This is a genomic window from Jatrophihabitans cynanchi (assembly GCF_027247405.1).
GTDB lineage: Bacteria > Actinomycetota > Actinomycetes > Mycobacteriales > Jatrophihabitantaceae > Jatrophihabitans_B > Jatrophihabitans_B cynanchi.
This window is the reverse complement of sequence record NZ_CP097463.1, coordinates 953,072-967,717: the sequence shown is the minus strand read 5'-3', so window position 1 is coordinate 967,717 and position 14,646 is coordinate 953,072. Positions and strand designations below refer to the sequence as shown.

The window sequence follows — 14,646 nt, the reverse complement described above, 5'->3', positions numbered from 1 at the left end:
GATAGCCAGGGGTTCCTAACAAGTGCGCCACCGTGCGAGGCCTAGGCTGGGCTTGCACCGTGTCACGTCTGTCCCGTCCGAGTGCCGAAGGAGCAGCATGGATCCGCGGGCCCGTGACTGGTACACGCGCCGCACCACGTCCAGCTCCGCCTGGGCGCCGGCCGCGCTGCTCGAGCGCAAGGCGGGTACCCGGGTCAGCGTGGTGATCCCGGCCCGCAACGAGCAGGACACCGTCGCCGACGTCGTCACCCAGATCCGTCGCGCCCTGATGGACGAGATCCCGCTCGTCGACGAGTTGCTCGTGATCGATTCGATGTCCACCGACGGCACCGCCGAACGAGCCGCCGCGGCCGGTGCGCAGGTGCGCGCAGTCGGCGACATCGCGCCGGGGCTGGAGCGCCGCGCCGGCAAGGGCGAGGCCCTGTGGCAGTCGCTGTTCGCCACGTCAGGCGACGTCCTCGTGTACATCGACGCCGACCTCACCGAGTGGGGCCCACACTTCGTCACCGGCCTGCTGGGCCCGCTACTGGACGACGAGCGGACGCTGCTCGTGCGCGGCTTCTACGACCGCGTCCTCGACCTCGGCGGCGATATCACGACCGAGGGCGGCCGGGTGACCGAACTCGTCGCCCGGCCGCTGCTCGCCCTGCACTGGCCGCAGCTGGCCGGTGTGGTGCAGCCGCTGGCCGGTGAGTGGGCGGCCCGCCGCTCGTTGATGGAACAGCTACCCGTCCCGGTCGGCTACGGGGTCGAGTTCTCCACCCTCGTCGACACCGCCCGGCGGTTCGGCCTCGACGCGATCGCGCAGGTCGACCTCGGCCGACGCGCGCACCGGCACCAGAGCGTGCACAACCTGGGGGTGATGGCGGCCGAGATCCTGGCGGTAGCCCGGCGGCGCTCGGCCGCGCCGTACGCGGACGAGGTGTGGCTGCCGCGCCCGGTGCGCGAGGTGCCGGGCGGCTGGGACGAGGTGCAGGTGCCCACCGGCGAGCGGCCGCCAGCCGTCACCGTAGGGCAGTACGCGACAAGGCAGGTGCGCACATGGTGATCCTTCGCGGCCGGAGTTTCGACGCCGACACCCCGGCGGTCATGGCGATCGTGAACCGCACCCCCGACTCGTTCTACGACCGCGGCGCCACGTATGCCTTCGAGGTCGCGCTCGATCGGGTGCGCGAGGTGGCCGGGCAGGGCGCCGAGATCGTCGACATCGGCGGGGTGAAGGCTGCGCCCGGCGACACCGTTTCCGTCGATGAGGAGCTGCAGCGCACGGTCGAGTTCGTCGCCGCGGTGCGCGCCGAGTTTCCCGAGCTGGTGATCAGCGTGGACACCTGGCGGCACGAAGTGGGCGAGGCGGTGTGCCGCGCCGGCGCCGACCTGCTCAACGACGCGTGGGGCGGGCACGATCCCGAGCTGGCCGTGGTCGCGGCCGAGCACGGCGCGGGCGTGGTGTGCACGCACGTCGGGCAGGCCACGCCGCGCACCCGGCCGCATCGCGTCGCGTATGACGACGTCACCGCCGACGCGATCGCCGTCACCACCGCGCTGGCCGAACGTGCCGTCGCAGTGGGCGTACCACGCGAGTCGGTGCTGATCGACCCGGCGCACGACTTCGGCAAGAACACCCGGCACTCGCTGCAGGTGACCCGCGAGCTGGGCCGGCTGGTCGACACGGGCTGGCCGGTGCTCGTGTCGCTGTCGAACAAGGACTTCGTCGGCGAGTCGCTCGGCGGGCTGCCGCCGGGGGAACGGCTGACCGGGACGCTCGCCACCACCGCGATCTGCTCGTGGCTGGGCGCCTGCGTCTTCCGCGCGCACAACGTGGTGGAGACCAAGCAGGTGCTCGACATGGTCGCGTGCATCCGGGGCACCCGACCGCCGGCGCGGGCGATCCGCGGGCTGGCCTAGCACGCGTCGGGCGGCTGGTCGCGTCCCGATGGGATAGTCACACCGTGCAGACCGTCGGGCTGAGCTGGCAGCACTCGTTCGAGACGGCCGCCGTGCTCGCCGCGGCCGGCTCGGCGATGGCGCTGTCCGGCCGCCGCCCGGTGCGGGCCGTCGGCGCGTTCCTGCGCGAGACCGCCGTCATCGGTGTGCTCTACGGGCTCTGGCACCTGGCCGGGAAGGTGTCGGTCACCGACGTCGACGGGGCGTTCCGGCGGGCGCACTGGATCCAACGGGTCGAGCACGATTTCCTGCTGCCGTCCGAACGCAGCGTGCAGCACCTCGTGCTCGGCCACCGGCTCGTCGTGCAGGCCGCGAACCTGTACTACGCCGCGATGCACATGACGGTGATGCTGCTGTTCCTGATCTGGTTGTTCGTGCGGCACCGCGACCGGTACCGGCCGGTGCGCCAGGTGCTCGCCTGGACGACCCTGGGCTGCCTGCTGGTGCAGCTGATGCCGGTCGCACCGCCGCGCATGCTGCCCGGCATCGTGGACACCGGGATCCGGTACCACCAGTCCGTCTACAGCAGCGGGCTCGCCGCCGACCAGCTCTCGGCGATGCCGTCGGTGCACGTGGCGTGGGCGGTACTGGTCGGGTACTACGTGTGGCGGATCAGCCCCAGCCGGTGGCGCGCGCTCGGCCCGGTGCATGCGGTGATCACCGTGCTGGTCGTGGTCGTCACGGGCAACCACTGGTGGCTGGACGGTGCGGTCGCGGTCGCGATCCTGGCCGCGTGCGCGTGGGCCGTGTTCGGGGTGCGCACCGCCTGGCACGCCGCCCTCCGTCCCCGCCTGTTGAGTGGCGGGTTACCTGTTGAGTGGCGACGTATAGCCCGCCACTCAACAGCTAAGTCGCCACTCAACGGGGTGCGGGCCGAGGACGGGGTGCGGGCCGAGGACGGGGTGGGGGTCGAGTGACCAGGCTGCTGTTCGTGTGCATGGGCAACATCTGCCGCTCGCCCTCGGCCGAGGCGGTGATGCGCCACCTCGTCGCCGGCGCCGGGCTGCAGGACGCGATCGAGGTCGACAGTGCGGGCACCGGCGGCTGGCATGCCGGCGCCCGTCCGGACCGCCGCGCCAGCGCGGCCGCCCGCAGCCGCGGCATCGTGCTCGACGGCGCCGCACGCCAGGTCACCGCACGCGACTTCCACGACTTCGACCTGCTGCTCGCTATGGACGAGGACAACCTGCGCGACCTGCTTGCCCTCGCGCCGTCGGGAACCGAGCACAAGGTGCGCAAGCTGGCGGCGGTCGACGTCCCGGATCCCTACTACGGCGGGGAACTCGGCTTCGAGACGGTGCTGGACATCGTCACCGAGGCCTGCTCCGACCTGCTCGATGAGCTTCGTCAAACGTGACCCGGCGCCGCTCGAGGCCGCTGGCCTGCGCTGGCTCGCCGACGGCGGCGCGCGGGTGCCGCGCATCCTGGCCGAGTCGCCCGGCCGGCTCGAGCTGGAGCGGATCGAGACCGGCACGCTGAGCCCGGCGGGCGAGGAGGAACTCGGCCGGATGCTCGCCACGCTGCACGCCGCCGGGGCACCGCGGTTCGGCGCGCTCCCCGCGCCGGGCCGGTTCCTCGTCGGCCGGTGCGAGCTGGACTCGCCCGAGGACGACGACTGGAACGACTACTACGCGCAGCACCGGCTGCTGCCGCTGGCCCGGCGGGTGGGCCTGGCGGCCGAGGTCGAGCGGGTGCGGGTCGACGCTCCGGCCGAGCCGCCCGCCCGGCTGCACGGTGATCTGTGGACCGGGAACGTGCTTGCCGGACGCGACGGGCGGCCGTGGCTGATCGACCCGGCCGCGTACGGCGGGCACCGCGAGGTGGACCTGGCGATGCTCGACCTGTTCGGCAGCATCCCGCGCCGGACCGCGGCCGCGTACCACGAGCTCGCACCGCTGGCCGACGGCTGGCGCGATCGGCTACCGCTGTGGCAGCTGTTCCCGCTGCTGGTGCACGCGGTGCTGTTCGGCGGCGGCTATCTCGCGCAAGCGCACGACCTGGCGCTGCGCCTCGCGCGTTGAGGCGCTCACCGGTCGGCGACGAGGTGGCGGCGGCGGGCGAGCGTGGCGGTCACGCCGTCGGCGGCGGCGCGCACCGCGGTCGCGTGCTGCTCGGGACGGAACCGGGTGACCGGCCCGGTGACGCTGATCGCGGCCACCGCGAGTTCGTCGGCGTCGCGGATCGGTGCGGCCACGCACACCAGGCCGAGCGCGGACTCCTCGTGCTCGAACGCGACCCCGGCCTGTGCCACCCGGCGCAGTTCGTTGCGCAGCAGGCCGGGCGCGACGATCGTGCGCGGCGTCTTGCGCTCCAGCCCGGCCGCGACCACGCCGGCCAGCACGTCACGTTCGGCGAACGCCAGCAGCGCCTTGCCGATCGCGGTGCAGTGCAGCGGCATGCGGCCGCCGACGCGTGACGGTGCGACGGCGGCGCGGTGCCCGCCGATCTTGCCGACATAGACCACCTCGCCGCCCTCGCGGATGCCCAGGTGCACCGTCTCGTGGGTGCGCTCGTACAGGTCCTGCATGAACGGGATCGCCACCTCCAGTAGCCCGCGCTCGACCGACGCGCGCATGCCCAGCTCGAATAGCTGCCCGCCCAGCCGGTAGCCGCCCGAGTCGCGGTCCAGCAGCCGCGCCGCCACCAGATCGGCGGCAACCCGGTGCAGGGTGCCCTTGGCCAGCCCGGTGCGGCGGCCCAGCTCGGCGAGGGACAGCTCGTCGTCGTCCGGCCGGAACGCCTGCAGCACCGTCAACACCTTGCCGAGCACGGTGCCGCGGTCCGGGCCGGCGGCCGGCTGCTCGCTGTCGGGTGCCACACCGGCCATCATGGCTCGCACGGGACGGGCTCGGGCGCGTGCGCCAGCTTGCGCGACCGGGCCGCCACCGTCTCGTACACCAGGGCGGCCACTGCGACCGCCACGCCCCACAGCAGGTGCACGCCGGTCAGCAGGAGCAGCACCACGCTGCACGCCAGCGAGACGAGTCCCGCGACCCGCGCCCAGCTGTGCCGGGGGAGCAGCCGCACCGCGGCCGCGGTGGCGAGCACGTAGACCAGTGTGAACGCCCCGGTGATCAGCAGCACGACCGACTTGGCGCCGAGGTCGAAACCGGCGTACGCGAGCAGCGACACCGCGGTAAGCGAGACCAGCACGGCCAGCGACCGCCGCGGCACCTCGCCCGACGCGCTGCCGCGGGCGAACCAGCGCGGCAGCGAACCGTCGCGCCCCAGTGCCGACCCGAGCTTGGCGCCGCCGGCGAAGTACGCGTTCACCGTCCCGATCGTGAGCAGCACCGCGACGACGGTGGTGACCCAGCGCGCGTGCGGGCCCAGCCCGATCACCATCAGGTCGGCCAGCGGCGCCGCGCTGTGCCCGGCCGACGGGCCGAGCACGAACACCGTCATCGCGGCCACCCCGAGGTACAGCACGCCGACCACCACGACCGCGAGCCCGGTGGCGCGGGGCAGGTCATGCGTCGGGTCGCGGTAGTCGGCGCTGAGCGAGGTGACCGCCTCCCAGCCGACGAAGCCCCACACCAGGACGGCAGCGGCCGGCCCGATCGCCGTCCAGCCGTGCGGGGCGAACGGCGTGGCATTGCCCAGGTGCGCGTGCGGCGCGGCCGCGAGCGTCGCCGCCAGCAGCAGCCCGGCCAGCACGCAGCAGAGCACCAGCTGCACCCGGCCGGACACCCGGACCCCGAACGCGTTCATCGCGGCGACGACGGCCAGCAGTACCGCGATGGTGGCCAGCCGCATGGTCCGGCCGCCGGAGAGGGTGTCGGCCACGTAGTCGGCGGCGAACGAGCAGGCCGGGATCGCGCCGAGCGGGATGCTGAAGTAGAAGCACCAGCCGACCACCCCTGCCGCGCGCGGGCCGAAGGCGAGCCGAACATACGTCGAGACGCCGCCGGAGTCCGCGTGCCGTACCCCGAGTGCCGCGAAGGTGGCGGCCAGCGGGATCGACAGCAGCACCAGGGCGAGCCAGGCCACCAGAGACGCCGGCCCGGCCTCGTCGAACGCCAGCGCCGGCAGCGAGATCACGCCGGTGCCGAGGACGGCCGCAACTGTCAGCGCGGTGCCCTGGCTGACGCTCAATCCGTTCGATCGCACCAGCTCACGTTACGAGCGGGCCCTGACAACGGGTCAGGCCTGGCGCGCGATCGCGGGGACGCCACGGTAGGCCGGCGCCTCGGCGACTCCCTCGGCAGCGGCCACGCTCTCGGACGCGACCTGCAGCGGGCTCTCCGGCTCGCCCGCCTCGTCGCTGATCGTGGTGCGCAGCGGCACCTCACGGATGAACCAGATCGCGACCGCGCCCAGCGCCGCGGCGACCGCGCTGATCAGGAAGACCCAGGAGATGCCGGTCGCGTACGCGCCGCGAACGACGTGGGCGACCGGCGCCGGCAGGGCGGCCGGGTCCGGCACCGCGCCGGAGTCGCCCGCGCTGGACGCGCTGACGCCGAGCCGGTCGAGCCCGCTCGTCACGTTGCTCTTGACCTGGCCGGCGAGCACCGCGCCGAGCGCGCTGACCCCGATCGCACCACCGAGCGTCCGGATGAACGAGATCGCGGCCGACGCGGCACCGATCTCGCGCATCGGCACGGTGTTCTGCACGGCGAGTACCAGGTTCTGCATGGTCGCGCCCATGCCGCTGCCGGTGAGCAGCATCCCGGCCGCGAGCACGAGGTAGGACGTGTGCGCGCCGAGCGTGCCCAGGATCAGCAGGCCGGCCACCAGTGAGATGGACCCGCCCACGAGGTAGCGCCGCCACAGGCCGGTGCGGGAGATGAGCTTGCCGACGATCAGCGAGGTCAGGAACATGCCCATGACCATCGGCATCGTCGCCAGGCCGGCGATGGTGGGCGACTGCAGCCGGCTGAGCTGGAAGTACTGGCTGAGGAACACCGTCACGCCGTAGAGGGCGGCACCGATGAAGATGCTGGCGACGGCGGACAGCGCGACGGTCGAGTCGCGGAACAGGCCCAGCGGGATGATCGGCTCGCTCGCCCGCCGCTCGACCACCAGCGCCAGCGCGAGGACGACGACACCGCCGAGCACCATCAGCGCTGACGGAAGTGACAACCACGCGAAGCTGGTGCCGGCCAGCGAGACCCAGATCAGCAGCAGGCTCACCCCGGCCACGATCAGGCTCGCGCCGAGGTAGTCGATGGTCACGTCGCGCTTGACCTGGTCCAGCTTCAGCGTCTTCTGCAGCACGACGAGCGCGGCGACCGCGAACGGGACGCCGATGTAGAAGCACCAGCGCCAGCCCAGCCAGGACGTGTCGACGATGACCCCGCCGACGATCGGGCCGAGCACGGTGGCGGTGGCGAAGACTGCGCCGATGTAGCCGCTGTACCGGCCGCGCTCACGCGGGCTGACGATGCGGGCCATGATGATCTGCACCAGCGCCATCAGGCCGCCGACCCCGACGCCCTGGATGGCGCGCGCGCCGATGAGCATGCCGACGTTCTCGGACAGTCCGGCGATCGCCGAACCGGCGACGTACACGACGATCGACAGCTGCACGAGCAGCTTCGGGCTGATCAGGTCCGACAGCTTGCCCCAGACGGGCGTGGTGGCAGTCATCGTCAGCAGCGTCACCGCGACGATCCAGGTGTACCCGGACTCGGTGCCGTGCAGCGTGGTGATGATCTTCGGCAGCGCGTTCGTGACGACGGTCGAGGACAACATCGCCACGAACATGCCGAGCAGCAACCCGGACATCGCCTCGAGGATCTGCCGGTGCGACATCGGCGTGACGCCCGAGGTGGCCGAACTCGCGGCGGCGTCGCCGTCCGCGGTGGTGGTGCTCATGCGGTGCTGCCCTTCTGTGGATCGTGGAGCGCGGAGAGGCTGTGCTCGCGGGAGAGGCTGTGTTCGTGGGAGAGGCTGTGTTCGAGCCGGAGCAACTGCTCGGCCAGGGTGTGGACGTCGTCATCGGACCAGCCGGCCAGCCGGCCGGCGAGTGCGCTGCTCGCGCGGCGGCGCAGGCCGTCCAGGTAGTCGCGTCCGGGCGCGGTGATGCGCACCAGCTGGGCCCGGCGGTCGGCGGGGTCGGTGACGCGTTCGACGAGGCCGTCGACGTCGAGGCAGTGCAGCTGCCGGCTCGCGACCGACCCGTCGATCCGCAGTTGCTCGGCGAGGGTGGACGGACGCAGCGGGCCGTGGTCGGCGACGGCGGCCAGGACGTTGGCGCGCAGGGCGGAGCACTGGGTGCTGTCCTCGCGCAACAGGCGCCGGTGCAGGCCGTGCAGCGTGCGGGCCGAGGTGAGCAGGGCCGCACAGGACTCGCTGCTGGGATTCGGCGTCACGGCACACTTTCGGTTAGTTGACGAAAGCAACTGTATGGCAATTGGTTGCAGACGTCAACTACAGTGCCTGCTCACAGTGCAGGCTCAGTGCACAGATTCACAGGACGCTGTTGAGCTCCCCGAGCAGCCGGGCCAGTTCGGCGACGTCGGCACGCGGCCAGGTGCTCACCAGGCTGCGGAACCGGTCCCGGCGCGCCAGCCGGACCGCCTGCAGGCGGGAGCGGCCCTGCGCGGTGAGGTCGAGCGCACGGGCCCGGGCGTCGGCGGGGTCGCGGGTGCGCTCGACCAGTTCGAGCTCCTCCAGCCGGGCGACCTGCCGGCTCACCGCGGCCTTGTCGACGCCGAAGTACTCGGCAAGTTCGGAGGCGCGCACCGGCGCCGTCTGCTCGATCCGCGCGAGCGTCGCATAGCTCACCGCGTCCAGGTCGGGGTGCACCTGGGCCGCCAGCTCACGGCTCTGCGCGCGCGATCGTGCCAGCAGCAGCCCGAGCTCTCGTTCGAGCGCGAGGTAGGGCGTTCGCTCGTCGGACATCGCGCCGACGCGATCAGGCAGTGCAGTACCGGTCGGTGACCTCGAGCGCTTCGTCCAGGATCGCGATCCCCTCGCGGATCTCGTCGGCCGATGTCGTGCACGGCGGGACGACGTGCGTGCGGTTGCCCGCCACCATCGGCCAGAGCCCGCGCTGCTTGCAGGCGGCGGCGAACTCGCCCATCGGCGCGGCGTCCGGCCCGGACGCGTTGAACGGCACCAGGGGCTCGCGGGTCCGCTGGTCGCGCACCAGCTCGACCGCCCAGAACACGCCCAGGCCGCGCACCTCGCCGACCGACGGGTGGTTCTCGGCGAGCTTGGTCAGCTCCGGCCCGATCACGTCCGTCCCCAGCTCTCGCGCGTGCTCGACGATGCGCTCGTCCTTGAAGATGTTGATCGACGCGACCGCGCTGCCGCACGCCAGCGGGTGGCCGGAGTAGGTGAGGCCGCCGGGGTAGACGCGGCTCTGGAACGTCTCGTTGATCGCGTCGTTGATCAGCACGCCGCCGAGCGGGACGTAGCCGGAGTTGACGCCCTTGGCGAACGTGATCAGGTCAGGCGTGACGTCCCAGTGGTCGACGGCGAACCACTCGCCGCAGCGACCGAAGCCGGCCATCACCTCGTCGGCGATCATCACGATGCCGAACTCGTCGCACAGCGCGCGCACGCCGGCCAGGTAGCCCGGCGGCGGGACCAGCACGCCGTTCGTGCCGACCACCGACTCCAGGATGATCGCGGCCACCGAGGCCGGGCCCTCGAACACGATCAGGTCGCGCAGGTGCTGCAGGGCCCGCTCGCACTCCTCCTCGGGCGTGCTCGCGTAGAACGCCGAGCGGTACAGGTACGGCCCGAAGAACCTGATCACGCCGGGCATTCCGGGCTCGCTCGCCCAGCGCCGCGGCTCGCCGGTCATCGCGATGGCGCCGGCCGTGGCGCCGTGGTACGAGCGGTGCGCGGCGAAGACCTTGAACCGGCCGGTGTGCAGCCGGGCCATCCGCAGCGCGTTCTCGGTCGCCTCGGCACCGCCGTTGGTGAAGAACACCCGGTTCAGGTCGCCCGGCGCGAGCTCGGTGATCAGCCGGGCGGCCTCGCTGCGCGCGTCGTTGGCGAACGACGGCTGGATCGTGCACAGCCGCGCGGCCTGCTCGGCGATCGCGGCAACCAGCTTCGGGTGCTGGTAGCCGATGTTGACGTTCACCAGCTGGCTGGAGAAGTCCAGGTAGCGCTTGCCCGCGTAGTCGGTGAAGTACGACCCGGACGCGCCCGCGATCGGCAGCGGATCGATCTGGGCCTGCGCCGACCAGGAGTGGAACACGTGCGCCCGGTCCAGGGCCTTGACGATGCTGCCGTCGGTGGGAATACCGTACATGGCTCGTCCTTCCAACTTCTAGCGGGTCTGCGGGAAACCGAGGTCGATCGTCGAGGTCGCCGGATCTGGCCACCGCGATGTGACGACCTTGCCACGCGTGTAGAAGTTGACACCCTCCGGCCCGTACATGTGCGTGTCGCCGAACAGCGAGGCCTTCCAGCCGCCGAAGGAGTAGTACGCCACCGGCACCGGGATCGGGACGTTGATCCCGACCATGCCGACCTCGACGTCGAACTGGAACTGCCGCGCCGCGCCGCCGTCGCGCGTGAAGATCGCGGTGCCGTTGGCGAACGGGTTGGCGTTGATCAGCTCCAGCGCCTCGCCGTAGGTCCCGGCGCGCACCACGCACAGCACCGGGCCGAAGATCTCGTCGGTGTAGACGGCCATGTCCGGCGTGACGCCGTCCAGTAGCGTCGCGCCGAGGAAGAAGCCCGCTGCCGGGACGTCCCCGGCCCGGCCGTCGACGACCACGCGCGCGCCCGACTCCGCGCCCGCGGCGATGTAGCCGGCCACCTTGTCGCGGTGCGCGGCCGTGATCAGCGGCCCCATCTCGCTGTCCGGGTCGGCGCCGTTTCCGATCTTCAACTTGGGCAGCCGGGCCGCGATCGCGTCGACCAGCCGGTCGCCCGCCTCGCCGACCGCGACGGCCACCGAGATGGCCATGCACCGCTCGCCCGCCGCGCCGTATGCGGCCGACACGGCGGCGTCCGCGGCCAGGTCGATGTCGGCGTCCGGCAGCACCAGCATGTGGTTCTTCGCGCCGCCGAGAGCCTGGATGCGCTTGCCGTTGCGCGTCCCGCTCTCGTAGATGTACCTGGCGATCGGGGTCGAACCGACGAAGCTGACGGCGGCGACGTCGGGGTGCGCGACCAGCGCGTCCACCGCCTCCTTGTCACCCTGCAACACGGTGAACACGCCGTCGGGCAGGCCGGCTCGCTTCCACAGGTCGGCGAGGAACAGTGACGCCGACGGGTCCTTCTCGCTCGGCTTGAGCACGAACGCGTTGCCGCAGGCGATCGCGTTCGCCGCCATCCAGAGCGGCACCATCACCGGGAAGTTGAACGGGGTGATGCCGGCGACCACGCCGAGCGGCTGGCGGATCGAGTAGACGTCCACCCCGGTCGAGGCCTGCTCGCTGAAGCCGCCCTTGGTCAGCTGCGGCACTCCGCAGGCGAACTCGACGTTCTCCAGCCCGCGAGCGACCTCGCCGGCCGCGTCGGCCAGCACTTTGCCGTGCTCGGACGTGACGATCTTGGCCAGCTCGCCGGCGTTGTCGGCCAGCAGTTGGCGGAACGCGAACAGCACGGCCGAGCGGCGCGAGAGCGACGCGCTGCGCCACTCGCGCGCGGCCGCCTTGGCGCTCGCGATCGCCGTGTCGACCTCGGCGGCCGAGGCCAGGTCGACGTCGGCACTCCGCAGGCCGGTGGCCGGGTTGAACACGGGGCTGGTGCGCCCGGACGAGCCGGCGACGTGGGCGCCGTCGATCCAGTGCGAGATGCGGTTGCTCATGGCCAGCACGCTACGTCACAGCACTAGGCGTGACAAAGTGCTGAATGCTATGTTACAAAACTGTGGACGGGACGGCGGTGCTGAGCGCACTAGAGGAGCGGATGGCCGAGCCGACCGCCCGCGGGCTGGCCGCCGCGGTGGGCCGTGCCGTCGCCGACGGGGTGCTCGCCGCCGAGGACCGGTTGCCACCGATCCGCACCGTGGCCGCCCAGCTCGGGCTCTCGCCCACCACGGTGAGCGCGGCCTGGGCGGTGCTGGCGCGGGCCGGCACCGTGCACACCGCCGGGCGGCGCGGCACCGTCGTCACCGCGCACCGCGCCGGGCCGCAGCGGTACCGGCGGGCCGTCGGCGCGCACACGCCGTTCGCGCTGGACCTGTCCGGCGGGACGCCCGATCCGGAGTTGCTGCCCGACCTGACCGCGGCGCTGCGCCGGGTACGTCCGCCGCTGACGCCGGCCAGCTACCTGGACGATCCGGTACTTCCCGAGCTTGCCGCGTTGCTGCGCGCGGACTGGCCGTTCGCCGCCGGGCGGTTGACCGTGGTGGACGGCGCGATGGACGCGCTCGCGCAGATCGTGGCCGCCCACCTGCGCTTCGGCGACCGGGTCGCGGTCGAGCAGCCCGCCTTCCCGCCGCTGCTCGACCTGCTCGACGCGGCCGGCGTGGCGCCGGTGCCGGTGCGGATCGACGAGCGCGGACCGGTGCCGGGCGAGCTGGCCTCCGCCGTCCGTGCCGGCGTGCGGGCGGTGTTCCTGCAGCCGCGCGCGCAGAACCCGACAGGAGCCTCACTCACCCCCGACCGGCTCGCCGAGCTCGCCGCCGTGCTGCAGGCAGGCGATGCGCTGCTCGTCGAGGACGACTCGGCCGGCCCGATCGCGACCACGCCGGCGCTCAGCCTCGGCAGCGCGCTGCCCGAGCGCACGCTGCACGTGCGCAGCTACTCCAAATCGCACGGCCCGGACCTGCGGCTGGCCGCGATCGGCGGGCCGGCAGCGCTCGTCGATCCGTTGGTGGAGCGCCGCTTCCTGGGCCAGGGCTGGACGAGCCGGCTGCTCCAGGCGCTGCTGGTGGACCTGCTCACCCATGCACCGTCGCTTCACGCCGTGGCGCGTGCCCGCCGGACGTACGCGAGGCGGCGCACCACGGTTGCCGGCGAACTCGCCCGCCTCGGCGTGGACGTCTGGCGCGGCGACGGCATCAACATGTGGCTGCCGGTGCGCGACGAGGCGGCGGCGCTGCTGCTGCTCGCCACGCGCGGGATCGGCGCGGCGCCCGGCGGGCCGTTCCAGCTGGGTTCGTCCGACCGTCCGCACCTGCGGGTGACGGTCGGACTGGTCGCGTCCGGGCACCGCGAGGTCGCCGCCGCGCTGGCCGACGCCGCGGCCGCCGGGGCGCGCCCCGCCCCGCCCCGGTGATCCGGTTTGCGCAGGCGCGACCTCGTTGCCGCCGTCTTGGTGCGCCAGGGCGTCACGCGGCCGGCCGCGCAGCAGGATCGTCAGCGATAGTCCGGGGCCAGCCGCGGCCACGGCCGCAGCTGCTCGAGCTGGGCCGCGAGCGCCAGCAGCGTCGCCTCGCTGCCCGGACGCCCGACCAGCTGCACCGACAGGGGCAGGCCGCCCGGCGCGACACCCGCGGGCAGCGCCATCGCAGGCCAGCCGGCGACGTTCCAGGGGGCCGCGAAGGGTGCGTACCGCGAGCTGGCCCAGAGGTTGGCCAGCCAGCCGCGCTCGCTCCAGAGCCGGGCGGCGATCGGCGGGTGCGCGAGCGTCGGCGTGATCAGCACGTCGTACTGCGCGAAGAACCGCTCCGCCCGCTCCCGCCAGCGTTGCGGCCCGCGCGGGCGCGGCAGCCCGGCGCGCAGCAGCAGCGCGCCGGCAGCCGCATGGCGTCTGGTGCGCGCGGCGAGCTTCGAGCGGTCGGCGAGGGTGCGCGCGTCCAACGCCGTCCCGGCGAGCCACCGCACCAGCCCGGACGTGGACAGCACCTGGCCGTACGGCGGGTCTGCGTCCACCACCGAGTGTCCTGCCTCGCGCAGCACCGCCGCACTTGCGCGCGCGGCCGACGCCCAGTCCCGATCCACCGGATCGAGCGGCATCGGCGCCCGCGTCGACACCGCGATCCGCAACGTCCCGGCGTCGGCGACCCGGGCCAGCGACGGCCGATCGGCCAGTACGGACAGCATGAGCGCGCAGTCGGCGACCGTGGTGGCAAGTGGTCCGTTCTCGGCCATGTCGAACCAGCTGTCCCCGCCGAGCCCGGCGGGCACCACGCCCAGGCCCGGCTTGATCCCGACCAGCCCGCAGCACGCCGCCGGGATCCGGATCGAGCCCATCCCGTCGTTCCCGTGGGCGAGCGGCACCAGACCCGCGGCCACCGCGGCCGCCGACCCGCCGGATGACCCGCCGGGAGTGCGGCCGCGGTTCCACGGGTTGCGGGTGAGGCCGAAGCCGGAGTCCGTCGCGGCGAACACGCACAGCTCCGGCACCCGGGTCAGCCCGACGACGACCGCGCCCGCCGCGCGCAGCCGGCGAACGATCTCGTGGTCCGCGGCCTGCGGCGTCGGGTCGGATCCGGCCGACCCGGCGCGCATCGGCTCACCCGCGACGGGGACGTTGTCCTTGACCGCGATCGGGACGCCGGCCAAGGGCAGGCCAGCGCGGTCCGGCCGCGCGTCCACGGCGTCCGCCTCACGCAGCGCCGCCGCCGCGCGAACGACCTGGAACGCGCCGAGCCGGGCATCATGGCGCTCGATCCGCGCCAGCGCCCGCTCGGTCGCCGCGCGTGCGGTGCCGCGCCCGGCGCGCACCTGCCCGGCCAGCTGCACGGCCGTCGGGCCGGATGGCGGGCCGGATGTCGGGCCGGATGGCTGGCGTGCCGTCATCGCCGCACCCTAACGCCGCGCTCGTGAGCGGCCAGTTGTTCCGCGGAAACGGATCAGCGGAGAAAATTGCTCCGCATCTGCGGACGGGCGGGCGTAGGCT

14 protein-coding genes are annotated in these 14,646 nt (G+C 73.1%); 6 read left to right on the top strand and 8 right to left on the bottom strand.

From position 1 onward, the window contains the following. Nucleotides 1-97 precede the first annotated feature (97 nt). From M6B22_RS04740 to M6B22_RS04720, 5 genes are read left to right on the top strand one after another with little or no spacing between them, the layout of a single operon-like run. Nucleotides 98-1,048, top strand: coding sequence for a glucosyl-3-phosphoglycerate synthase (locus M6B22_RS04740; protein WP_269444632.1), 951 nt, complete (start codon nucleotides 98-100; stop codon nucleotides 1,046-1,048). Beyond that, a complete protein-coding gene (folP, locus tag M6B22_RS04735; protein ID WP_269444631.1) occupies nucleotides 1,042-1,905 on the top strand; it encodes a dihydropteroate synthase in 864 nt (287 codons plus the stop codon). The genes M6B22_RS04740 and folP overlap by 7 nt, the downstream gene beginning before the upstream one ends. Nucleotides 1,906-1,949: 44 nt before the next feature. Continuing rightward, nucleotides 1,950-2,861, top strand: coding sequence for a phosphatase PAP2 family protein (locus M6B22_RS04730; protein ID WP_269444630.1), 912 nt, complete (start codon nucleotides 1,950-1,952; stop codon nucleotides 2,859-2,861). Further along, nucleotides 2,858-3,301, top strand: a complete 444-nt coding sequence (locus M6B22_RS04725; RefSeq protein WP_269444629.1) for a low molecular weight protein-tyrosine-phosphatase — start codon at nucleotides 2,858-2,860, stop codon at nucleotides 3,299-3,301. Before M6B22_RS04730 ends, M6B22_RS04725 begins: the two co-directional genes overlap by 4 nt. After that, nucleotides 3,282-3,965: a fructosamine kinase family protein gene (locus M6B22_RS04720; RefSeq protein WP_269444628.1), complete on the top strand. Its 684-nt coding sequence runs from the start codon at nucleotides 3,282-3,284 to the stop codon at nucleotides 3,963-3,965. The genes M6B22_RS04725 and M6B22_RS04720 overlap by 20 nt, the downstream gene beginning before the upstream one ends. A gap of 5 nt (nucleotides 3,966-3,970) precedes the next feature. Here M6B22_RS04720 and M6B22_RS04715 read toward each other — a convergent pair whose 3' ends face one another. From M6B22_RS04715 to M6B22_RS04685, 7 genes are all read right to left on the bottom strand, one after another. Beyond that, a complete protein-coding gene (locus M6B22_RS04715; protein ID WP_269444627.1) occupies nucleotides 3,971-4,762 on the bottom strand; it encodes an IclR family transcriptional regulator in 792 nt (263 codons plus the stop codon). A gap of 8 nt (nucleotides 4,763-4,770) precedes the next feature. Next, nucleotides 4,771-6,054: an APC family permease gene (locus M6B22_RS04710; RefSeq protein ID WP_269444626.1), complete on the bottom strand. Its 1,284-nt coding sequence runs from the start codon at nucleotides 6,052-6,054 to the stop codon at nucleotides 4,771-4,773. A 33-nt stretch (nucleotides 6,055-6,087) separates the two neighbouring features. Next, a complete protein-coding gene (locus tag M6B22_RS04705; RefSeq protein ID WP_269444625.1) occupies nucleotides 6,088-7,761 on the bottom strand; it encodes an MDR family MFS transporter in 1,674 nt (557 codons plus the stop codon). Then, nucleotides 7,758-8,258, bottom strand: coding sequence for a MarR family winged helix-turn-helix transcriptional regulator (locus M6B22_RS04700; protein ID WP_269444624.1), 501 nt, complete (start codon nucleotides 8,256-8,258; stop codon nucleotides 7,758-7,760). The genes M6B22_RS04705 and M6B22_RS04700 overlap by 4 nt, the downstream gene beginning before the upstream one ends. 97 nt (nucleotides 8,259-8,355) lie before the next feature. Then, a complete protein-coding gene (locus M6B22_RS04695; protein ID WP_269444623.1) occupies nucleotides 8,356-8,790 on the bottom strand; it encodes a MarR family winged helix-turn-helix transcriptional regulator in 435 nt (144 codons plus the stop codon). Nucleotides 8,791-8,803: 13 nt separating this feature from the next. Next, nucleotides 8,804-10,156, bottom strand: coding sequence for an aspartate aminotransferase family protein (locus tag M6B22_RS04690; protein ID WP_269444622.1), 1,353 nt, complete (start codon nucleotides 10,154-10,156; stop codon nucleotides 8,804-8,806). Nucleotides 10,157-10,174: 18 nt separating this feature from the next. Continuing rightward, a complete protein-coding gene (locus M6B22_RS04685) occupies nucleotides 10,175-11,665 on the bottom strand; it encodes a CoA-acylating methylmalonate-semialdehyde dehydrogenase (RefSeq protein ID WP_269444621.1) in 1,491 nt (496 codons plus the stop codon). A gap of 62 nt (nucleotides 11,666-11,727) precedes the next feature. Between M6B22_RS04685 and M6B22_RS04680 the strand changes: the two genes are divergently transcribed. Beyond that, entirely contained in the window at nucleotides 11,728-13,080 is a 1,353-nt protein-coding gene (locus tag M6B22_RS04680; RefSeq protein ID WP_269444620.1) for an aminotransferase class I/II-fold pyridoxal phosphate-dependent enzyme, read from the top strand. A gap of 80 nt (nucleotides 13,081-13,160) precedes the next feature. Here M6B22_RS04680 and M6B22_RS04675 read toward each other — a convergent pair whose 3' ends face one another. Further along, nucleotides 13,161-14,546, bottom strand: coding sequence for an amidase (locus M6B22_RS04675; protein ID WP_269444619.1), 1,386 nt, complete (start codon nucleotides 14,544-14,546; stop codon nucleotides 13,161-13,163). Nucleotides 14,547-14,646: the final 100 nt, after the last annotated feature.

What these genes read in the sequence shown, in the direction of transcription:
- M6B22_RS04720 (WP_269444628.1), top strand. Translation starts at nt 3,282, where the DNA reads ATGAGCTTCGTCAAACGTGACCCGGCGCCGCTCGAGGCCGCTGGCCTG.
- folP (WP_269444631.1), top strand. Translation starts at nt 1,042, where the DNA reads ATGGTGATCCTTCGCGGCCGGAGTTTCGACGCCGACACCCCGGCGGTC.
- M6B22_RS04685 (WP_269444621.1), bottom strand. Translation starts at nt 11,665, where the DNA reads ATGAGCAACCGCATCTCGCACTGGATCGACGGCGCCCACGTCGCCGGC.
- M6B22_RS04740 (WP_269444632.1), top strand. Translation starts at nt 98, where the DNA reads ATGGATCCGCGGGCCCGTGACTGGTACACGCGCCGCACCACGTCCAGC.
- M6B22_RS04695 (WP_269444623.1), bottom strand. Translation starts at nt 8,790, where the DNA reads ATGTCCGACGAGCGAACGCCCTACCTCGCGCTCGAACGAGAGCTCGGG.
- M6B22_RS04675 (WP_269444619.1), bottom strand. Translation starts at nt 14,546, where the DNA reads ATGACGGCACGCCAGCCATCCGGCCCGACATCCGGCCCGCCATCCGGC.
- M6B22_RS04690 (WP_269444622.1), bottom strand. Translation starts at nt 10,156, where the DNA reads ATGTACGGTATTCCCACCGACGGCAGCATCGTCAAGGCCCTGGACCGG.
- M6B22_RS04705 (WP_269444625.1), bottom strand. Translation starts at nt 7,761, where the DNA reads ATGAGCACCACCACCGCGGACGGCGACGCCGCCGCGAGTTCGGCCACC.